We start from the raw sequence: 19,693 nt of genomic DNA, 5'->3' as shown, positions 1-19,693 counted from the left end.
AACATTAAGGATAGGCTGGAGATAGTGCTGCATCAGTTTGGCTAGCACTAGCACCGGAGTAGACCAAGCCGCGCTGCATATCCAGCGTGATGATCTCGCCTTCCCGAATCGCGGAGGTCGCATCCTTCACGCCGACGATCACTGGAATTCCCAGCCTCAAGCCAATCACGGCAGCATGGCTGGTTAAGCTACCATCTTCCGTAATAATTCCAGAGGCTTTTCGCACCGCTTCCATCAAATCAGCGCTAGTGCCAGAAGCCACTAAAATCTCTCCAGTGTTAAAAGTGCTTGCCTCAAAGCCATTGTGCAAAATTCTTGCCCGACCACTAACCGACCCACCTTGCCCAATGCCGATCCCTTTACCCCGCACCGCTGTCACGACTTCCACTTTCACTAAATCGGTGGAGCCAGAGACACCCTGAAGGGTTCCCGCCGTCATCACGACCAGATCGCCTTCTTGCAGCAGTTGGTTTTCTTGGGCAACGCTAACGGCTGCTTGAAAGGTTTGCCCAGTAGAGGGAAGATCTAACACTAACAAGGGTTTTACGCCCCAAACGAGTTGCAGTTGTCGCGCCACATCGACATGGGGAGTGATTGCCAAAATCGGCTTTTGAGGACGAAACTTAGACACATTCCGCGCCGTTGCGCCACTTTTGGTGAGGGTCATAATGGCTGCCGCATCGAGTTGTCCGGCAATCCGCGCCACTGCTTGACTGATAGCATTGGGGATCGATCGCCCGCTGTCGGTGATTTGTCGAATGGGTGGCTCTTGCTCCATCCGCAGGGCAATCTGCGCCATGGTTTTAACTGCTTCAATGGGATATTTGCCCACCGCCGTTTCATTCGATAGCATGATCGCATCAGTGCCGTCTAAAATTGCGTTTGCAATATCTGAAACTTCGGCACGAGTCGGGCGGGGACTATGTACCATGCTGTCGAGCATTTGGGTGGCGGTAATCACTGGAATTCCACGACGATTTGCCGTGGCAATCAGGCGCTTTTGCAAAATGGGCACATCTTCAGCAGGCAGTTCTACGCCAAGATCCCCCCGTGCCACCATGACCCCATCGCTGATGGAGAGGATGGATTCCATTTCTTCGATCGCCTCGTGTTTCTCAATCTTGACGATCACCGGCACTTGCTTGCCCGCCGCAGAAATTAGCTCTTTAATTTCCAGCACATCTTGCGGATTGCGGACAAAGCTGAGCGCCACCCAATCGACTCCTTGGTCTAAGCCAAAGGTGAGGTCTTTGCGGTCTTTATCGGTAATTGCCTTAATGGACAAATACACACCGGGAAAGTTTACGCCTTTGTTGTTGGACAGTACGCCACCCACTATCACCTGACAGTGCAGCTCTCCGGCAGATCGCTTTACTTCTTCCACCCGCATTTCCACTCTGCCGTCATCTAGCAGAATCGTGGCACCGACCGGCACTTCATCGGCGAGAGGCTCATAGGTAACGCAATTCATGGTTTGGTTGCCCATCATCAAATTGCTGGTGAGAATGTAGCGATCGCCCGTTTTCAAGACAATGGAGCCATCTTCAAAGCGTCCTAGTCGGATTTTTGGACCTTGCAAATCCTGCAAGATGCCCACGGGTTGATTTAACTCAAAGGAAATTTGTCGAATTAACCGAACGCTGCGCTGGTGGTCGTCGTGGCTGCCATGAGAAAAATTGAGTCGGAGAGTGGTTGCACCAGCCTCAATCAGCGATCGCAGCACTTCTGGGCTACTTGTCGCGGGACCAATCGTTGCAACAATCTTCGTTCGGCGCTGGGATGCTTGCAATTGCATGGATGACTGTAAGGGTAAGGATTACTTAAAACTCAAAGACTGTCACTTTGGAACATTGGGTTAAAACGTTCCCCCGGCTCATACTCTATTCCGTACTTTTTTTAAGTCTCCGGTTGCTTTTTAGTTGAAAAACTCAGTCAGAGCATTCAGAGAAGATTTAACAGAGCTTGAGAGCAAAAAATGAAACCAACGAAATCTAGGAAATTTGACTGAAAATGGAAGCAGTAGCAGAAAAGGTATGCAGGAAAGCATTTGAAGCCAGCAAAGGGATACTATCACGTTATTGGTCTATCCATGGGGCAATTCAATTTGCCATTCTTGCAGGGCGATCGCGATTCCATGACATAGCTCTGGGGAAAGCTCCTGGCTAGTCTGTAATTCTGCGAGATGCTGATGGGTTTGTTGAGGCTGAATCTGCTTTAGCGCCGCGATCGCGTGGAGCCTAACGCCTGCATCGTGACTTGCCAAAAGCTGAATCAATGGCTTGATCGCGATAGGTTGCTGAAGCTGACCGAGTGCCAGCGCGATCGCTTTCTGAATTAAGGGATCGTGAGCATTGGTTAAAGACTGGATGAGGGCTTGAGCGGCTGAGTTTTGCAGCGTGGGATCAGTCCACCGTCCCAAAGCGATCGCAATTTCTTGATTCACCTCAGCCGCTTGACGACTCGGATTATCCAGCAAATTTTGCAGGGCGTTGAATGCCGAGGGGGTGCCAATTCGTGCCAGCGCTCGAACGCTCTCAATTTGCAGGGTCGCAGGCGTGTTGGCGGCGACGATCGCACGGCTGAGGGCATCGATCCCTGCATCGGTGCCAACTCGTCCAAGGGCGATCGCGGCTTGCTGACAAACACCGATATTCAAATCCCACAGGCGATCGACGAAGCGGTTCACTAGACCTAAAGTCTCGGTTAAATCTTTGCGGACGGCTAACCCGGTGATCGCCGCGCGGCGCACGGGCGCAGCCGGATCGGTGAGGGCTTGAATTAAGACTGGCGGCACTTGGGAATCGTGAAAGCTACTGAGTGCCTCAATTGCCAGCGCTCGAATTGTGGCGTTTTCATCTTGTGCCACCGTGAGTAAGGGCGAGATCGTGGCAGAGTGGCGAATTTGCGTGAGGGCTTGAACGGCAAGCAAGCGGGTCTCGGATGCATCTAACAGAGTGGCTAACGGCGCGATCGCGTCCGTGCCAAAGGTTGCCAACACCTCCGATGCCATGGTGCTAAGGTCATCTTCGTCAGAATTCAACAGTTCCACTAGTGCTTGAATCGCAGCAGGATGATTGGCATTCCCTAAAAGGCGCACTGCAAACCAACGAGTGTCGAGTTCCTCGTCTTCGTCCTCGACTAGCCTAATCAATGGCAAGATTGCCGCCTCTCCAAAGCCAGGAAATATTTTGGCAATATCCCAGCGTTCTTGAAAGTCGCCCGATCGCAGCACCGCGATCGCAAGACTGATCAACCTATCCGTTTCATCGGGCGATAGCTGAGTCCAATCGCCTGCATGATAATGCTGTTGTAGCGCTTGGGTTACGGCAGTCCAGTCACCCTGCTGAGCCATGTCTTGTAACTGACTAACCCAACTCACCATAACAGCGACCTAATTACTTTCCTAAAAAGCTAAAGGCCCGAAACTTGTGCGCCTGTATTTCAATACGTTTTGCAAGGCGATCGCAGACTAAGTGACAGAGTTCAAAAATCAGTTCATCTTCCACTTTGTAATACGCCAGCGTTCCCTCGCTGCGTCGGCTTAATATACCTGCTTGCACCATGACCTTCAAATGCTTAGACACATTCGCCTGACTGGTATCCATTGCCTCAACTAAATCCTGTACGCATCGCTCCCCATCTCGAAGCAAGTTCAATATTCTGAGACGGGTTGGTTCACCCAAAACGCTGAAGTAAGCAGCCAGTTGTTGAACAACTTCTGGCGGAACCGGCTGGGAAGAGTTCATGGGCAATTATGAAATGTGTGAGAAGCGTTGATCCCCAGATTTTAACGAGTCACCCGAAACACCGCAAGGGAGGAGAACAACCTTAATTAAACTTCATTAGAATTTTACGGGTATTCATTTATCCCAAAGTCATTGAGTTATTACGGATTCACCCGCATTAATGGCTGATTATATTCCACTGGCTCTCCATCCTGAACCAATATTTCAATAATCTCCCCCGATACTTCTGCCTCAATTTCATTCATCAGCTTCATCGCTTCAATAATGCACACGGTTTGCCCCGACCGAATGCGATCGCCCGGTTCCACAAACGGCAGTTCGTCCGGTGCAGGGGCGCGATAGAACGTTCCAACCATGGGAGACAAAATTTCGAGATGGCGGCGATCGCTGGTGGGTGGCAAAGAGCCGCTCGGTGAGGGTGGTGATGGCGCAACATCTGAAGATTTAACATCTCCGCCTGCCATTGCCGATGGCGAAGATGAGAACACAAGATTAGGGGTGTCCATCGGGGTCGCCCCGGTCAAAAGCTGTTCATCTCCGCGCAACCCTCGGCGGATAATCAACTCGAAATCGGAGCTTTTTAGCGTTAACTCTGCAATATCCGTCTGGTTAATCGCGGCTAACAGTTCACGAAGTTCATTCAAATTCAGCGACACAGTGCGTGCAAACCTCTTAGATAGGGGCTAGAAATGATCAAAACTAGAAATTGCAATTCACCTTATTCACGCCCCAAATAACTATCTGTGCGAGTGTCAATTTTGATCCGTTCGCCCGTGGTAATAAACAGAGGCACCATGATTTGGGCACCTGTTTCGACAATGGCAGGTTTGCTGCCACCCGTAGCGGTATCCCCCTTGAAACCTGGATCAGTTTGAGTAATTTCTAACACTACAGAATTGGGCAGTTCCACTTCCATAATTTTCTCACCCCAGCGAACCACGTTGACTTCCATGCCTTCTTTGAGATATTTAACGCGATCGCCAATTTGGGCAACACTTAACTGAGTTTCTTCATAGCTTTCCATATCCATAAAGACAAAGCTATCGCCATCTTTATAGGTATATTGCATCGTTGCTTTCTCCAAATTAGCTTGAGGAAGCGTTTCGCCTGCCCGAAACGTTTTTTCAACCACACTACCCGTTTGCACATTCTTCAGCTTTGTACGAACAAAAGCGGCTCCTTTTCCTGGCTTCACATGGAGAAACTCCACTACTCGCCAGACATTACCGTCCAGTTCAATACTCACGCCGGGTCGAAAATCATTACTGGAAATCATTGGTCTAGCGCTTTAGCAAATAATGATTGGCAATTCATTTTACCGCTCAGATGAGCGTAATCAATCAATCCAGCTAAACGAACCTGAGCAAAACCAATTTATCCCCGCGATCGCCAGAACGATAGCCAAACATCCATCAGCATTTTCAGCGTCGCCCTATGGCAAGATAATAGGGTGAGACAGCTAGTCTAAGCGCTCAACCGTTGTGCCAATTTAGCGAGCAGTAGACATGCAATACCCTGGAATAAATCTCCTAAAACACTGGTTAAAAATGGGGCTAAACCTATTCTTGCTAGTCACCTTTGCGATCGGGCTAAGCGCCGCGAAGCCAATTCAAATTAGTCGCCTCCCCGCAGGGAACGCCATTACCGACGGCAGTGCCCTGTTGCGGGATGCTTTGCCCATCGACAACCCTGCCATTCGAGATTTGCAAGAAAGCCTGGAAGATATTACTGGAAAACTACGCTCACAGAGTCGGTGGGGCGCGATTACCGGCGATATTAGCCGCGCTACGCGCATTGCTAGCGATAAACAGGCGGCAATTTTGGCAAGTATTCCTAGCGACAAACAGCCTAGCGCGATCGCCTTGCTCGATCAGATCAAAACCGCTTTGCCTGATTTGCAAGCCGCAAATGAAGCAAAAGATCGAGTGCGGGTGATGGCTGAACGAGCCAAAGTTCTAGATTTTGTTGGGAAAATTGAAGAACTCATGGTGCAGCAGTTTCCCTATGAAGTGCCTGAAGCCTACAGCAATTTACCCCAGCTAAAAGGACGAGCGAAGGTAGAATTCACCACCAACAAAGGCAAAATTATTTCCGTAATCGATGGCTACAGCGCCCCAGTTACGGCAGGTAACTTCATTGATCTGGTGCAGCGGGGGTTTTATGACGGACTGCCCTTTACCCGTGCAGAAGAATCCTACGTGCTGCAAGTGGGCGATCCCGCCGGATCGGAAGTGGGTTTTGTCGATCCCAAAACTAAGCAATACCGGGCGATTCCCTTGGAAGTCAAAGTCAAGGCTGATCCGGTGCCAGTCTACGGCATCACATTAGAAGATGCCGGCCGATTCCGCGAACAGCCTGTTTTGCCGTTCTCTGCCTATGGCGCAATGGCGTTGGCGCGCCCGGACACCGACCCGAACGGCGGTTCATCCCAGTTTTTCTTCTTTCTGTTTGATTCGGAGCTAACCCCTGCTGGAGCAAATTTGCTAGATGGGCGCTACGCCATTTTTGGCTTTGTGGTGGAAGGGAAAGAGGTGCTGGATGAGCTTAAGGCAGGCGATAAGATCGAGTCTGCCAGGGTGATTGAAGGCTTAGACAAGTTTCAGGAGCCTACTTGAGTCCATAATCTACAATCAGCGTTTTGACGTTGTGAGTAGCAACAAAGTCTGCGACGGTTTCAATCCCGGCTTGGTTGAGCAGACCGAGGCAGCCAATGGTTCCCGATCCACCCGGAATCATGCGATCGGCATCACGATGAATGCCAATGCCGCTGCGGGCTGTGGTAAATTTCGGGGTCACTGGAATAAATGTTTTCCCCATAGCAAACGGCAATCCTGCACCCCGATCAACTTGCCCGATCGCATAAATTCCTTGAGGTAATGGTTCCCGCGAACCCGCTTTCGATTCACTGCCCACCCGAAAAGCCTGCTTTCGAGGCTTGCCAGACACCGCTTGAAGTCGTTCTAGCACTTCGCCGCCGCGCACCAAATCCACATTGAGAATGCGCTCTCCAGTCTCCGTAAATTTAGAACTTAGGGTGACCCGCAACGCGGCTTCTTTAGGATGCACCCAGCTTATTTTCGTGTTTGGAGTGTCTGCATAGGCTAAAGATGCTAACGGTAGTATTCCAATGAAACCGATTGCGATCGCCCCAATTAGTCTCTTCATTTTCATCCCCTTGTAAACTCCAACCGTGAATAAAAATCCGCAGCACAATTTTTGCTCTTGACATACTCCAAGCAAGCCAAAAACAGAAGGTCTTGGGATGGGTCTATGGGTGAAAAACCCATGAACCAGCAAAACCTAGAAGAACCCTGTTATCGAGAAAAAGCTTAATAGCGACCGACTACATTTAGGGTCGATGCCGTTGAGGTTGGCTACAGTCCGTCTCTGCAACTTTCCGTAGAAACAGTGGGTTATCTTGCCGATAAACTACTACTATTTATCGAACAAGACGGTGAGTTTTATGCCGTGCTTATCTAAGTAGAGACTTCATCCTTCGTCATCCGACATTTGTCCTTCCTTTCTCGCCTAAAATTGGTGGGAGAAGCGATTCAGGATAAGCCGACCGTGGGATTCAAAATTGGTTTGTTGGGGTTAGGAACTGTGGGGACTGGAACGGCACAAATTCTGCTAGACCCGGTGCAGCGTCATCCATTGGTGCAAGAGTTAGAACTGTATCGAGTAGGGGTGCGATCGCTCGATAAGCCCCGTAATGTGGATTTACCAGCCGATCGATTTACGACTGACCTGGAAAGTATCGTCACTGATCCAGCGGTGGATATTGTGGTGGAAGTGATTGGTGGGTTAGAGCCTGCGCGATCGCTGATGTTGACCGCGATCGCCCATGGAAAGCATGTGGTGACGGCAAACAAAGCCGCGATCGCCCGTTTTGGTGATGAAATTTTTACTGCCGCCACAAAAGCGGGGGTTTATGTATTGCTAGAGGCGGCGGTGGGCGGCGGCATTCCTGTCATTGAGCCACTCAAGCAATCTCTCTGCGCTAACCGGATTGATACAGTGATGGGCATTGTCAACGGCACCACCAACTATATCCTGACGCGGATGCAAACTGAAGGCAGCGACTTTGCTGATATTCTGGTCGATGCTCAACAGTTAGGGTATGCCGAAGCCGACCCTACCGCCGATGTAGACGGACTCGATGCTGCCGACAAAATTGCGATTTTGGCATCTCTGGCGTTTGGCGGACGGATCAAACTGCCAGAAGTGCATTGTGAAGGCATTCGCCAAGTGAGCGGGGCAGACATTGCCTATGCCGACAAACTGGGGTTTGTGATTAAGCTATTGGCAGTGGCGAAACGCAACCCTCAAGCATCCCTAGATGATCCCGAACAACTACAAGTGCGTGTGCATCCAACGATGGTTCCCAAAGATCATCCGCTTGCCAGCGTTAATCATGTCAACAACGCAATTTTGATTGAAGGCGATCCCGTTGGGCAGGTGATGTTTTTTGGTCCTGGTGCGGGAGCCGGTCCTACTGCCAGCGCGGTTGTGTCGGATATTTTGAATATTGCTGCAATTTTAAAAGTGGGGCTTGGCAGTCAAACCTCGCAAGATGGCAAGGCATTGCTTGATCCGCTGTTAGCTTGTTCGCATCAACACTATTGCGCGATCGCCCCCATGGATGAGTTGATCACTCGTTTCTATGCCCGATTTTCTACTAACGATACTCCTGGCGTAATTGGCAAGCTAGGCACCTGCTTTGGCGATCATAACGTCAGCCTAGAATCAGTCGTGCAAACCGATGTTCACGGCGAATCTGCCGAAATTGTGGTCGTCACTCACAATGTGCGCGAAGGCAACTTCAACCAAGCGTTAGCCGAAATTCGCGCCATGGCATCGGTCAACCGCGTTGCCAGCGTCTTGAGAGTGTTGTAAGCGACCCAGTTTTTGCTTTTTAGTAATGGACACCGCTGCACCCGATATCCCTGAGACTTAAACAAGCAATTGGTCATGCCATTTCAAGAGAGAGTTGGACGATCGCGGCTGCCAGTTTTTTTGGGTGCGATCGCATTTTATACCTGTATTCCTTTGCCGATTCATTGGCGTTTGCAATTTCATGGAATTGCAGCGTGGGCACCTGTGATTGGCTTGCTGATTGGAGGGTTATTAGGATTATCCGATTCTGGGTTGCAAGGGTTGGGAATGCCAATTTTGGTTCGCAGTGCGCTGATTGTAGTCGCTTGGATTGGCATTACGGGCGGGCTGCATTTAGACGGGGCAATGGATGCTGCTGATGGGTTAGCCGTTCTTGATCCCACTCGACGATTAGAGGTGATGGCAGACAGCCGAACCGGTGCTTTTGGGGCAATGGTCGCTGTGGCAATTGTGCTGTTGAAAACGACTGCTTTAGCTAGCCTAGAAACCGATCGCTGGATTTACTTGATGGCGGCAGCAGGCTGGGGGCGCTGGGGACAACTGGTGGCGATCGCTCGATATCCTTACCTCAGGCTTGAAGGGAAAGGCGCTTTGCACAAAGTCGCCATTCAATCTAGTTGGCAAGCTTTGCCTAGTTTGCTGTTGCTGTTGGGCGGCTGCGGACTTTGGGGCGGGCTAAATTCTCCGCAGTGGGGTGAGGCAATTGGTATGTCGCTGGCGGGTAGTGCGATCGCGGTTCTAACGGGAGCCTGGTTTAACCACAAGCTGGGTGGTCATACAGGCGACACCTACGGAGCCGTGGTGGAATGGACTGAAACACTATTGTTGTGTGTGCTAACAACAATGGGCTAAAACATACAACTTGCAATGGATTCGGGTGCGTTTCATAAAGCTCAACTCACCCTACGCGATCGCGTTTTATTTGGGAGAGGGTTGTGGTGCCGCTTGAGATTGCTGGGGGGTGGATGGGGGAACAGGTGCAGCAGATCCTTTAGGCGCAATGGCAGGTGCAGAGGTTGGAATAGTAGGCGCAGCAGTGGGTGGAGTGGTTGGACTAACCACAGGCATGGGGGCTGACTTCTCGCCCAAAATGCTGGCATTTCCAGGAACGTAGTAAACCCCAGAGACGGCGGCGATCATCAGGGTTGCCAGGGTGCCGACAAAAAGAGCTTTCCAGCCTAATTCAGAAATATCTTTGCGGCGAGAAGGAATCAGGGCAATCGTGCCGCCGACAAAAATCCCTACAGAAGCGAGGTGGGCAAAACCAGATAAAGCATAGCTGACAACCAACACGGCGCGATCGCTCAGGGAACCATCGGCGGCGGCAGCGGCTAATGCTTGATAGGGTGGAATCGCCGTTTCGAGTAAGCGTCGTCCAATAATCACGGAAGACAGCCAGAGTTCATTCCAGTCGAGGGAAACTCCAGTGAGAAAGGTGAATGGAAGGAATAGAAAACCGAGAATGTTCGCTAAGGTCACGACTTTAAACACATCCCCGATCGGACTGGGTAACGTCGCCAGCCAAAAAAAGATTTGGTTGAACAAATAGACTAAGCCCAAAATTAAGATCAGGACAGCGGCGATCGAGACTGCCATTTTTACCCCATCCAATGCCCCAATAATTGCCGCATCCAAGGGACTAATGCGCTCAATTGGTTCTCCACCGACGGTTTCCTGAGAAATGGGTTCTTCAACGTTGTCTGATTCGCTGGCTGTGCGGCTTAAAGGCTGTTCGCCTCGTAGGAGCCGAGCAATTTCCTCATCCTCAGCAGTGACAGGCACTTCTGCCACCGGAGTTCGATGGGCATCCTCTAGTAACTGCCGTTTGCTAGTTGGAGATCGCAGTTTGGAGGCTTTCGGCTCTTTGGGGATGCCACCCAAGGTCAGCGGCACCTCTGTTTCCGGCACCAGAATTTTGGACAAGACAAAGCAGGCAGGAATCGCCATGATCGACGCAGACACTAAATGCCCCAAAATATTCGGAAAAACGGGTTTGAGAAAACTCACGTAAATTGCCAACGTGGAAGAAGCAGCCGTGCCAAAACAGCAAGATAGAATCGCACACAGTTCGCTGCGAGTCATTTTGGCGAGAAACGGCTTAACCACGATCGCCGCTTCAATCCCCACAAAAATATTGGCGGCACCACTCAACGCTTCTGCTCCACTTAATCGCATGGTTGAGTAGAAAATTTTGGCGAACACATTGGTCAGCACCTGAATCACACCAATGTTATAGAGCAGCGCCATCAAGCCAGAGAAGAAAATTACCGTGGGCAGCGCTCGAAAGGCAAAGATATAGCCCAAATTTACATCAGGTGGCTTATCTGGCTTAGGCACAATATTTTGCCCAAACACAAACCGCGCCCCCGCATCCGCCGCATCAAACACCACGTTGAGCAAGTCGCTAAACGCTTTGAGCGCATCTCTTGTAGGCGGAAACAAAAAAACCGCTGACCCTAAGGCAAGCTGCAATAGAATTCCCATAATCATCACCCGCCAGGGAAAGTAGCGCAGACGGCGGTTTTCTGAAAACAACCAGGCGACAAAGCACAGCCCAAAAATGCCAAGAAACGAGATCAAATTCAGAATAGACATAGGCTCGGCACTCGATGAGGGAAACGGTGAACAATCGATAGCGGTTTGGCAGTTTACAAGGCGCGATCGTGGATGAAACCAGTATGTGTACTGCTTATGCACTTAGCTAGAGACTTGCGCCCCAATAAATATCGCCTGTCATAACGCAGCAATTCTATAAAGTGACTACATATCTGAACATCTGCCCCAACCCGTTGGTCTTTTATTTACCTGTAAATGCCTTCATTGACCAAGAAATCAACCTAAAGATAGAGGCAAATATCCTTAAGACAATACTCAACAATTTCTACCTTGGCACAGGTGAAAGGACTACATTCAACCGAATGTTACAAAAAAAGTCATAGCTTCAAACTTAATCATCTTATTGAAGTGCGATCGCCTTTGCCATACCGCCCCCTGTTTTCTTACCATCCTTTTTTCTAAAAGGTTGATAATAGGCGAGTCAACCTGTAGACTTCTGGCTATTTTTATGGAAGCGTTTGAGCTAATCCCGCCTGAGTGGACCCAATTGGCGGTTCATGCCGCAACATTTCAGTGTCCTAATTGTCATGCCAGCAGCAAATCAGCAAATCAGGTTTGGATCAATCGCCGATCGCCCGTTTTTACGGAAGACCACCACCGCAAGTGGCAAGAATTTTATCAGTGCCATTGTGAAACGGTTTGGTGGGGCTGGAGCAGCGATCGCCCTCCTTCTGAACTGGCAAGCCAAGAACGAGAACTCCCTCCCCCTCGCCTTTTCAACCCTTTTGAAGAATAAAATTGGCATCTAACAAAAACATTTTTTTTACCAGTGCCCAGCGCGATCGCCAATCGTTCAGTGCTGATAGTTTTACGGGCAGTCAAATCCAATTATTTTTTCAAGCGTTAGTGCATGGTAGATCTAGGGAAAGCTGAGAAGTATTCTGACTTTTTTATTCCTTTACAAACCAGCTTGCTTGAACATTGTCATTTCACACATACCCACTCGTATAGGCATTAGAATTGACGGAAATTGGGTGGAAGCCATTACAACATAGCTAAAACTGGAAGACTTATGAAAGCAGTCATTCTTGCAGGCGGACTAGGTACCCGGCTCAGTGAAGAAACTTCGGTCAAACCAAAGCCCATGGTAGAAGTGGGTGGGCAGCCGATCCTCTGGCATATTCTGAAGATTTATTCTTCTCATGGCGTGAATGATTTCGTCATTTGCTGCGGCTACAAGGGCTACATGATTAAAGAGTATTTTGCCAACTACTTTCTTCGCATGTCTGATGTCACTTTTGACATGCGCTTTAACCAGATGAATATCCATGCCGGCAAAGCAGAGCCTTGGCGCGTCACTTTGGTAGATACCGGGGAAGATACTTTGACTGGCGGACGGTTGAAGCGAGTGCGGGAACACATTGGCAATGAAACATTTTGCTTTACCTATGGAGACGGAGTAAGCGATGTCAACATTACCAAGCTGATTGAATTTCACAAACAGCAAGGAACCCTCGCCACCCTCACCGCCGTGCAGCCTCCGGGACGATTTGGCGCGATCGCCCTAGGTCACGAACAAACCAAAATCAACACCTTTCACGAAAAACCCGATGGCGATGGTGCTTACATCAACGGCGGATATTTTGTTTTAGAGCCTAGCGTGATTGATTACATCGCCGATGACCTCACCACCTGGGAGCAAGAACCTCTGCAAAAACTGGCTCATTTAGGGCAAGTCTCCGCTTTTCGACACCATGGTTTCTGGCAACCCATGGACACCTTAAAAGACAGGAACGATCTAGAACGCCACTGGCAAAACGGCACAGCCCCCTGGAAAGTTTGGTAAGTGAGGTTTATCCCCTTTCGTTCATACGACTGTCCCCTGAAACCTAAAACCTGTCACCTCACAAGGATCTCAATGGAATTTTGGTCTAACAAAAAGGTTCTCATTACCGGACACACCGGATTTAAAGGGAGTTGGCTTTCTCTGTGGCTGCAACGCTTGGGTGCCAGTGTAATTGGCTACTCGCTCCCCGCCCCGACTCAACCCAATCTGTTTGAGGTTGCTACCATTAAGCAGGGACTCACCAGCATCGTTGGCGATGTTCGGGATCTGGCAGCCTTGCAGGCAGTCATGACGGAACATCAGCCAGATATTGTGTTTCACATGGCAGCCCAGCCCTTGGTGCGATACTCTTACGAAAATCCGGTAGAAACCTATGCCACCAACGTCATGGGGACGGTGAACCTTTTAGAATCAGTTCGTCATAGTTCAAGTGTGCGCGTTGTCGTGGTGATTACTACTGATAAGTGCTACGAGAATCGAGAATGGGTTTGGGGCTATCGGGAGAATGAACCCATGGGAGGGCGAGATCCCTATTCCAGCAGTAAGGGCTGTGCAGAATTAGTGACAGAAGCCTATCGCTCATCGTTTTTTGCCCCGCAATCGGATCTGGCTCAGCCTGCGGCGATCGCCAGTGTGCGGGCAGGCAATGTGATTGGGGGTGGCGATTGGGCAAGCGATCGCCTGATTCCTGACATCATGCGGGCCATCCAAGCAGAGCAGCCCGTGCTAATTCGCAACCCTCATGCTACACGCCCCTGGCAGCACGTTTTGGAACCTCTGGGCGGCTATATGCTTTTGGCAGAGCGCTTATGGCAAGACGGAGCCGCCTATGCGGAAGGCTGGAACTTTGGACCCAATGATGAAGATGTTAAACCCGTCTCCTGGATTGTGGACTATTTGACCCAGCGGTGGGGTGAGGGCGCAACCTGGAAACTGGATGCAGGCGATCATCCCCATGAAGCAAACTATCTGAAGCTCGATTGCTCGAAGGCAAAAGCGCGGTTAGGCTGGCATCCTCGCCTATCTTTAGACACCACTCTAGAATGGATCGTGGAATTCTATCAGGCGTATCGTCAACATCAAGACATGGCAAAAGTCGTGGAAGCGCAAATTCTTCGCTATCAGGCGTTGCAGTCAACTGAGGCAGCTATTCCCGCTATGTCTCCAGTCTCTTTCGTTCACCCCAATCATGCCTGATTTGGAGCGCTTATGATCTTCACTGAAACCGGATTAAAAGGGGCATTCATCGTTGATCTCGATCGCAAATCGGACGATCGCGGTTACTTCGCCCGGATGTTCTGCGGCAACGAGTTTGAGCAGCATGGCTTGAAACCCATTATTGCCCAGTGCAACCTCTCGTTTAATCATCACAAAGGCACCCTGCGGGGGATGCACTACCAGATTGCACCCGCCACGGAAACGAAACTCATTCGCTGCATTCGGGGTGCAATTTATGATGTCATCGTCGATCTGCGTCCCGATTCGCCCAGCTATCTTCAGCATGTGGGCGTGGAACTAACTCCCGAAAATGGGCGATCGCTGTACGTACCGGAATTATTTGCCCACGGCTATCAAACCCTAACGGATGATACGGAAGTCATGTATGCCGTCAGCGAATTTTATACGCCCAACTGTGAACGGGGTGCCCGATACAACGATCCCGCCTTTGAGATTGAGTGGCGTTTGCCAATTACGACGATCTCAGAAAAAGATGCTTCCTGGGCATCCTACGAACCTATTGCGATTGGAGTTCCATCATGATTATTGTTGATACTGCCCTCAAAGCACGGGCTGAAGCCGGAAACCCAGTTCGAGTGGGTATGGTCGGGTCAGGGTTTATGGGTTGGGGGATTGCCAATCAAATTATCAACTCGGTGCCTGGGATGGAGTTGGTGGCGGTGGCGAGTCGGCATTTGAGCAATGCCAAACGCTCTTACGATGAGGCGGGCGTTGAGGATGTCCGAGAAGTGAAGACGGTGGCAGAGTTGGAAGACGCGATCGCCCAAGGAACCGCCGCCATCACCGAAGATGCCATGCTGCTCTGTCAGGCTGAGGGAATTGATGCCCTGATTGAGGTGACAGGAACGATCGACTTCGCGGCAAAAGTCGTGTTGGAGGCGATCGCCCACGGCAAACATATTGTGTTGATGAACGCTGAACTAGATGGCACCATTGGCGCGATTTTGAAAACCTATGCTGACAAAGCAGGCGTGATTCTCTCTGGTTGCGATGGCGATCAGCCCGGTGTGGAAATGAATCTCTATCGCTATGTCAAAAGCATTGGCATGACTCCCTTGCTCTGCGGCAACATTAAAGGCTTGCAAGATGCCTATCGCAACCCCACAACCCAAGAAGGATTTGCCAAAAAATGGGGACAAAACCCCCACATGGTCACCAGTTTTGCCGATGGCACCAAAATCTCCTTTGAGCAGGCGATCGTTGCCAACGCCACAGGCATGACCATCGCCAAGCGGGGCATGTTGGGCTACGACTTCACAGATCATGTGGATCAGATGACCCACCTGTACGATGTCGATCAACTGAAAGCTTTGGGCGGCATTGTGGATTATGTGGTCGGCGCAAAACCGGGTCCCGGTGTGTTTGTCTTTGCCACCCAAGATGACCCCAAACACTGCCATTACCTCAACTACTACAAGTTAGGTGAAGGTCCCTTGTATAGCTTCTACACGCCCTACCATCTCTGCCATTTTGAAGTGCCGCTGTCCGTGGCGCGGGTGGTTTTATTTAAAGATGCCGTGCTGGCTCCATTAGGTGCGCCCAGAGTGGAAGTAGTAGCGACGGCAAAAACTGATCTGAAAGTAGGTGAAACAATCGACTGCATTGGCGGCTACATGACCTATGGGCAATGTGAGACGGCTCAAATTACCCAAGCGCAAAATTTGTTTCCGATTGGATTGGCAGAAGGATGCCGCCTGAAACGCGCCGTCGCTAAAGATCAGGTTCTCACCTACGACGATGTGGAACTGCCAGAAAATCGCTTGTGCGATCGCCTGCGGGCTGAACAAAACGCCCACTTTTCGCAGGCTCGTGAACTGGTAATTGTCTAAATCCTAGCTTTGTTAACCATGGGTTATCACCGTTAAGGTCAAGCGCTCAGAGTCAGGAAGAACAAATCTGGTTAAGAGGACTTGATTATGTCCGAACGGCTTCTAGTAAACGAGAAAAGTAGAAACTGGTTTTGGTCATCGCGTTACGCTCAATCTTCCAGCCTTGACTTTCCAAAATTTTCACGACTTGAGCTTCACTATGCAAGTAAGCGCGAGTAGCTTTGCTGGGTCCTGGAAAGAAATCTCCAATCTTTTTCAGGACAGTATAAAAAATAGTTTTGGGTGCAAAACTGAGAATTAAGCGCGACTCTGCTAATGAACTCAGATGTTGAATCATTTCTGCGGCTTTGGCTTGAGGATAGTGAATCAATACATCTAAGCAAACGACCGTGTGGTAGCGTCCGGTTAATCCTTCTAAGTCCTGCACGGCAAAGGTGAGATTTTCGAGCGATAGTGCCGCCGCTCGCTCTTTTGCCTCTCCCACCATTTTCTCGGAAATATCGCTGGCAAAGATTTTTGCTCCGGCTTCTGCCAAAGGAAGACTCAGGCTACCCACTCCGCAGCCGGCATCGCAAATGGTTAAGTCTTTTAGGTTATCGTCTGCTTTTAGCCATGCCAAGACGGTATCCACAGTTTGCTGATGTCCGGTGCGGATGTCTAGCTGAACTTTGTTCACTGCGCCGTCGCCATAAATTCTGCGCCAGCGATCGAATCCGGTGGCGTTGAAGTATTCGCGAACAATTTTTTTGTCGTCAACTGCGGTCATGGTATTTGTTGATGTCGTGAGATGGCAATCAGTTGATCGTACAGGAGTTACAGCCCAGTTTCGAGTAAGAACCGAAAATTCAAAAGCGCAAAGTGCCGCTGATGCTAACAGGACTCAAAACTTTCCAACCTTTCCCATTGCAGTTCTCCCGATTTGGATTGATGCCAGCGCAATAGGTGAGCGGGTTGCCCAATGTAATCGATGGATAGACCGATCGCCCGTCGGGGTGCAATTGTTGCAAGGGCAATCGCCTGCTCAACATCACAAATATCCCATTTCACCAGGTTTTGTACACCGACCAGTAGCGGTAAGGTGGTGCCCGACAGGGTGCCATCCAATAATCGAGCGGTGCCATGAATCACTTCAATTTGGCGCGTGTCCCAGGGATAAATACCGTCGGGCAAGCCGAGGGGAGATAGGGCATCGCTGACTAGAAAGACTCCCTGCTCGTACTGAGACGATCGCAGCAAAATGTCTATCATGATGGGTGAAACATGTTGTCCGTCAGCAATTAAGCCACACTGCACTTGAGGATGGGCGATCGCGGCTCCTAGCAAACCCGGCTCTCGATGGTGTAAGGGCGGCATCGCGTTAAAGGCATGAGTCACCAGGGTTGCACCTTGATTGAAGGCGTGTTGTGCCTGAGCCGCCGTTGCCAGAGAATGCCCCAGGCTTACGGTGATGCCCAGCGATCGCAAATAAGGGATCACCTTGCCTGTTTCATCTAGTTCAGGAGCCAACGTCATCACCTTAACGACGCTGGCATAATCCCCTAGCACTCGTTTCACAGCCTCCAACGTCAGCGGCAGCAGATACTCTGCTGGGTGAGCGCCCCGTTTAGCCGGATTCAGAAACGGACCTTCTAAATGAGCACCTAAGATGTGGAAATTAGATGCAGCAAGGATGGAGAGCGATCGCTGGATATTATCCACCGAGGTTGTCACCAGGGTTGGCAAGTAACCATCAACGCCCTGCTGCCAAAGAAATTGATTAATGGCTGCTAGCTTGTGAGCCGTGCAAGAACTCAGGTCAGGAAACGCCAGCCCCAAGGCTCCATTAATTTGCAGATCAATTCCACCGAGGGAAATCCAGTCACCGAGCAGATCGATAAAGGCATCGGAAGGACAGATACATGACTGCGGTTGCACAGAAATAATAGCGTCATCCTGAATCGTCAGTTGTTGTAAGCCAACGTAGCCGGGAATACGAGCGTTTGTAAGAATGAAAGGATTAGCCATGGAGCAAGCAAGCAATGAGGAATGGCAAGGGGCGTGAGAAAGTTACGACATTTCTGAGCAAAGTTCCGCCATTCAACGTAATTTAGCTGTGATTGTAGCGATTTGTATACCAATGGTAGCTCTAGTGGGAACTCTGAAGTTGGGGATTAGAACTGGAATACTCGAAAATTCAAGATAGGAGATTCAGTGTTGCCCACGTAAAGAGCAGTAGCAAATATTTTCCCAAAATCTTTTGTAAACCAGGCGATCGCCTTCAGCACAATTCCTCCTTGCGTTAAACGATATGTCACACCGAACCATAAATTAAGGTTAGGAGCGATAAAGATTTTGAATCGGTTTACATTTATATCTATAGATAGATTTCTTTTTCACTAATTGCCAATTTTCGGGTAAAGAATGGTTGATGAACGAGCCGCAGACACAGCATAACCAGGGCACTATTTTAATTGTGGATGATGTGCCAGATAACGTAGACCTACTTCGCACTTTGCTAACCCATCGTGGGTTTAAGACTCAATCAGCCTCAAATGGAGCGATCGCGCTAGAACTAGCAGAATCTACCTTACCTGATCTGGTGTTATTAGATATTTGTATGCCTCAGATGGATGGCTACCAGGTCTGCGAACAACTCAAAGCTAATGTTGCGACCAGAGACATTCCAATTATTTTTGTGAGTGCCCTAGATGAACTGCCAGACAAGATCAAAGCATTCAAATTAGGCGGAGTGGATTACATTACGAAACCGTTTCACAGCATGGAAATGGTTGCCCGGATTGAGTTGCATTTGTCTTTGCGACGGCTCCAACAGCAGCTTGAACAGCAAAATCAACGACTCCGTGCAGAGGTGCGCGATCGCCGTGCGGCGGAAACTGCCCTACAACTTGCAAATCAAGAACTCCAGCGGCTTGCCCACTTGGATGGATTAACTCAAGTTGCAAATCGTCGTGGGTTTGACAATTGTTTAGCCTATGAATGGCGCAGATTATCGCGAGAGCAACAACCCCTTGCCTTGGTATTGTGTGATGTAGATTGTTTCAAGCGGTTTAACGACACCTATGGTCATCAAGCAGGCGATGAATGTTTATGTCAAATTGCTAGCGCCATTGGGTTGGCAACCAAACGCCCCGGTGATTTAGTCGCACGCTATGGCGGAGAAGAGTTTGCGGTGATTCTGCCAAACACACCGACGCAAGGTGCCTTGAAAGTGGCTAGCAATATTCAACGCGCGATCGCCGACTTAAAAATTGCCCACCAAGAGTCATTCGTCAGCCGATTTGTCACCATGAGCCTTGGCGTTGCGGTCATTACGCCCCTGTTAGATGTCTCGTCAATTCATCTCGTTACCGCCGCAGACCGGGCACTCTATCGGGCAAAAGCGGAAGGACGCGATCGCATTGTTTTGGAAGAAAGTATTTTTAAGGGTAGCCTTCCGTTTCGGAACAAATCCATTGTTTTAGAACACGCAAGGGAACCATGGGACGAATGAGGAATAATCAAGGTGAAGGTAGAGTTGCGATCGCGCGATCGCAATGAAAATCGTTCGCTCTTGGATTCGCCTTTTAGACTATTCGCCTTTT

The 19,693-nt window shown here is 49.9% G+C and carries 19 protein-coding genes; 9 read left to right on the top strand and 10 right to left on the bottom strand.

Features of this window, described 5'->3' with window-relative positions; translation table 11 throughout:
* Positions 1 to 4 precede the first annotated feature (4 nt).
* From pyk to efp, 5 genes are all read right to left on the bottom strand, one after another.
* Positions 5 to 1,795, bottom strand: coding sequence for a pyruvate kinase (gene pyk, locus AC1S5B_RS24945; protein ID WP_482038362.1), 1,791 nt, complete (start codon positions 1,793 to 1,795; stop codon positions 5 to 7).
* A gap of 288 nt (positions 1,796 to 2,083) precedes the next feature.
* Positions 2,084 to 3,382: a HEAT repeat domain-containing protein gene (locus AC1S5B_RS24940; protein ID WP_482038361.1), complete on the bottom strand. Its 1,299-nt coding sequence runs from the start codon at positions 3,380 to 3,382 to the stop codon at positions 2,084 to 2,086.
* A 13-nt stretch (positions 3,383 to 3,395) separates the two neighbouring features.
* Entirely contained in the window at positions 3,396 to 3,746 is a 351-nt protein-coding gene (locus tag AC1S5B_RS24935; RefSeq protein ID WP_482038360.1) for an ArsR/SmtB family transcription factor, read from the bottom strand.
* Positions 3,747 to 3,886: 140 nt separating this feature from the next.
* Positions 3,887 to 4,402: an acetyl-CoA carboxylase biotin carboxyl carrier protein gene (gene accB / locus AC1S5B_RS24930; RefSeq protein ID WP_482038359.1), complete on the bottom strand. Its 516-nt coding sequence runs from the start codon at positions 4,400 to 4,402 to the stop codon at positions 3,887 to 3,889.
* A gap of 62 nt (positions 4,403 to 4,464) precedes the next feature.
* Positions 4,465 to 5,022: an elongation factor P gene (efp, locus tag AC1S5B_RS24925; RefSeq protein ID WP_482038358.1), complete on the bottom strand. Its 558-nt coding sequence runs from the start codon at positions 5,020 to 5,022 to the stop codon at positions 4,465 to 4,467.
* Positions 5,023 to 5,251: 229 nt separating this feature from the next.
* On the opposite strand from efp, the gene AC1S5B_RS24920 reads away from it, so the two are divergent.
* On the top strand, positions 5,252 to 6,361 hold the full coding sequence (locus tag AC1S5B_RS24920) for a peptidylprolyl isomerase (protein ID WP_482038357.1): 1,110 nt from the start codon (positions 5,252 to 5,254) through the stop codon (positions 6,359 to 6,361).
* On the opposite strand, the gene AC1S5B_RS24915 is transcribed toward AC1S5B_RS24920, so the two are convergent.
* A complete protein-coding gene (locus tag AC1S5B_RS24915) occupies positions 6,354 to 6,911 on the bottom strand; it encodes a L,D-transpeptidase (RefSeq protein ID WP_482038356.1) in 558 nt (185 codons plus the stop codon). The two genes, AC1S5B_RS24920 and AC1S5B_RS24915, sit on opposite strands and share 8 nt — an antisense overlap.
* A gap of 372 nt (positions 6,912 to 7,283) precedes the next feature.
* Here AC1S5B_RS24915 and AC1S5B_RS24910 point away from each other — a divergent pair, with 372 nt between their 5' ends.
* Both AC1S5B_RS24910 and cobS read left to right on the top strand, forming a co-directional pair.
* A complete protein-coding gene (locus AC1S5B_RS24910; protein ID WP_482038355.1) occupies positions 7,284 to 8,642 on the top strand; it encodes a homoserine dehydrogenase in 1,359 nt (452 codons plus the stop codon).
* 75 nt (positions 8,643 to 8,717) lie between these two features.
* On the top strand, positions 8,718 to 9,494 hold the full coding sequence (gene cobS / locus AC1S5B_RS24905) for an adenosylcobinamide-GDP ribazoletransferase (RefSeq protein ID WP_482038354.1): 777 nt from the start codon (positions 8,718 to 8,720) through the stop codon (positions 9,492 to 9,494).
* 66 nt (positions 9,495 to 9,560) lie between these two features.
* Here the strand turns inward: cobS and AC1S5B_RS24900 are convergent, their stop codons facing one another.
* On the bottom strand, positions 9,561 to 11,237 hold the full coding sequence (locus AC1S5B_RS24900) for a NupC/NupG family nucleoside CNT transporter (protein WP_482038353.1): 1,677 nt from the start codon (positions 11,235 to 11,237) through the stop codon (positions 9,561 to 9,563).
* Between the two features lie 469 nt (positions 11,238 to 11,706).
* On the opposite strand from AC1S5B_RS24900, the gene AC1S5B_RS24895 reads away from it, so the two are divergent.
* The 5 genes from AC1S5B_RS24895 to AC1S5B_RS24875 all read left to right on the top strand — a co-directional run bounded on the left by AC1S5B_RS24895 (position 11,707) and on the right by AC1S5B_RS24875 (position 16,112).
* Positions 11,707 to 11,994 carry a hypothetical protein gene (locus AC1S5B_RS24895; RefSeq protein WP_482038352.1) on the top strand — a complete coding sequence of 96 codons (288 nt, stop codon included), beginning with the start codon at positions 11,707 to 11,709 and terminating at the stop codon, positions 11,992 to 11,994.
* Positions 11,995 to 12,270: 276 nt separating this feature from the next.
* The gene (rfbF, locus tag AC1S5B_RS24890; protein ID WP_482038351.1) at positions 12,271 to 13,044 is read left to right on the top strand and encodes a glucose-1-phosphate cytidylyltransferase; all 774 of its coding nucleotides are present in this window, start codon (positions 12,271 to 12,273) and stop codon (positions 13,042 to 13,044) included.
* Between the two features lie 72 nt (positions 13,045 to 13,116).
* Positions 13,117 to 14,241, top strand: a complete 1,125-nt coding sequence (rfbG, locus tag AC1S5B_RS24885) for a CDP-glucose 4,6-dehydratase (protein WP_482038350.1) — start codon at positions 13,117 to 13,119, stop codon at positions 14,239 to 14,241.
* A gap of 12 nt (positions 14,242 to 14,253) precedes the next feature.
* The gene (gene rfbC, locus AC1S5B_RS24880; RefSeq protein ID WP_482038349.1) at positions 14,254 to 14,805 is read left to right on the top strand and encodes a dTDP-4-dehydrorhamnose 3,5-epimerase; all 552 of its coding nucleotides are present in this window, start codon (positions 14,254 to 14,256) and stop codon (positions 14,803 to 14,805) included.
* Entirely contained in the window at positions 14,802 to 16,112 is a 1,311-nt protein-coding gene (locus AC1S5B_RS24875; RefSeq protein ID WP_482038348.1) for an NAD(P)H-dependent oxidoreductase, read from the top strand. The genes rfbC and AC1S5B_RS24875 overlap by 4 nt, the downstream gene beginning before the upstream one ends.
* An 85-nt stretch (positions 16,113 to 16,197) precedes the next feature.
* On the opposite strand, the gene bchM is transcribed toward AC1S5B_RS24875, so the two are convergent.
* The 3 genes from bchM to AC1S5B_RS24860 all read right to left on the bottom strand — a co-directional run bounded on the left by bchM (position 16,198) and on the right by AC1S5B_RS24860 (position 18,406).
* Positions 16,198 to 16,878, bottom strand: coding sequence for a magnesium protoporphyrin IX methyltransferase (gene bchM, locus AC1S5B_RS24870; protein WP_482038347.1), 681 nt, complete (start codon positions 16,876 to 16,878; stop codon positions 16,198 to 16,200).
* A gap of 104 nt (positions 16,879 to 16,982) precedes the next feature.
* On the bottom strand, positions 16,983 to 18,116 hold the full coding sequence (nagA, locus tag AC1S5B_RS24865; RefSeq protein ID WP_482038346.1) for an N-acetylglucosamine-6-phosphate deacetylase: 1,134 nt from the start codon (positions 18,114 to 18,116) through the stop codon (positions 16,983 to 16,985).
* A 146-nt stretch (positions 18,117 to 18,262) separates the two neighbouring features.
* A complete protein-coding gene (locus AC1S5B_RS24860) occupies positions 18,263 to 18,406 on the bottom strand; it encodes a hypothetical protein (RefSeq protein ID WP_482038345.1) in 144 nt (47 codons plus the stop codon).
* 113 nt (positions 18,407 to 18,519) lie between these two features.
* Between AC1S5B_RS24860 and AC1S5B_RS24855 the strand changes: the two genes are divergently transcribed.
* Positions 18,520 to 19,602 carry a diguanylate cyclase domain-containing protein gene (locus AC1S5B_RS24855; RefSeq protein ID WP_482038344.1) on the top strand — a complete coding sequence of 361 codons (1,083 nt, stop codon included), beginning with the start codon at positions 18,520 to 18,522 and terminating at the stop codon, positions 19,600 to 19,602.
* Positions 19,603 to 19,693: the final 91 nt, after the last annotated feature.

This window comes from Leptolyngbya sp. CALU 1928 (genome assembly GCF_056784215.1).
The sequence above is the reverse complement of the archived record's forward strand: the minus strand, read 5'-3'. Positions and strand labels throughout refer to the sequence as shown.

Bases quoted from the DNA above. Each gene is read 5' to 3' on its own strand.
- rfbC (WP_482038349.1), top strand. From the start codon at position 14,254: ATGATCTTCACTGAAACCGGATTAAAAGGGGCATTCATCGTTGATCTC.
- cobS (WP_482038354.1), top strand. From the start codon at position 8,718: ATGCCATTTCAAGAGAGAGTTGGACGATCGCGGCTGCCAGTTTTTTTG.
- nagA (WP_482038346.1), bottom strand. From the start codon at position 18,116: ATGGCTAATCCTTTCATTCTTACAAACGCTCGTATTCCCGGCTACGTT.
- AC1S5B_RS24875 (WP_482038348.1), top strand. From the start codon at position 14,802: ATGATTATTGTTGATACTGCCCTCAAAGCACGGGCTGAAGCCGGAAAC.
- rfbG (WP_482038350.1), top strand. From the start codon at position 13,117: ATGGAATTTTGGTCTAACAAAAAGGTTCTCATTACCGGACACACCGGA.
- AC1S5B_RS24920 (WP_482038357.1), top strand. From the start codon at position 5,252: ATGCAATACCCTGGAATAAATCTCCTAAAACACTGGTTAAAAATGGGG.
- AC1S5B_RS24915 (WP_482038356.1), bottom strand. From the start codon at position 6,911: ATGAAGAGACTAATTGGGGCGATCGCAATCGGTTTCATTGGAATACTA.
- rfbF (WP_482038351.1), top strand. From the start codon at position 12,271: ATGAAAGCAGTCATTCTTGCAGGCGGACTAGGTACCCGGCTCAGTGAA.
- AC1S5B_RS24935 (WP_482038360.1), bottom strand. From the start codon at position 3,746: ATGAACTCTTCCCAGCCGGTTCCGCCAGAAGTTGTTCAACAACTGGCT.
- AC1S5B_RS24855 (WP_482038344.1), top strand. From the start codon at position 18,520: ATGAACGAGCCGCAGACACAGCATAACCAGGGCACTATTTTAATTGTG.
- pyk (WP_482038362.1), bottom strand. From the start codon at position 1,795: ATGCAATTGCAAGCATCCCAGCGCCGAACGAAGATTGTTGCAACGATT.
- AC1S5B_RS24900 (WP_482038353.1), bottom strand. From the start codon at position 11,237: ATGTCTATTCTGAATTTGATCTCGTTTCTTGGCATTTTTGGGCTGTGC.
- efp (WP_482038358.1), bottom strand. From the start codon at position 5,022: ATGATTTCCAGTAATGATTTTCGACCCGGCGTGAGTATTGAACTGGAC.
- AC1S5B_RS24940 (WP_482038361.1), bottom strand. From the start codon at position 3,382: ATGGTGAGTTGGGTTAGTCAGTTACAAGACATGGCTCAGCAGGGTGAC.
- AC1S5B_RS24895 (WP_482038352.1), top strand. From the start codon at position 11,707: ATGGAAGCGTTTGAGCTAATCCCGCCTGAGTGGACCCAATTGGCGGTT.
- bchM (WP_482038347.1), bottom strand. From the start codon at position 16,878: ATGACCGCAGTTGACGACAAAAAAATTGTTCGCGAATACTTCAACGCC.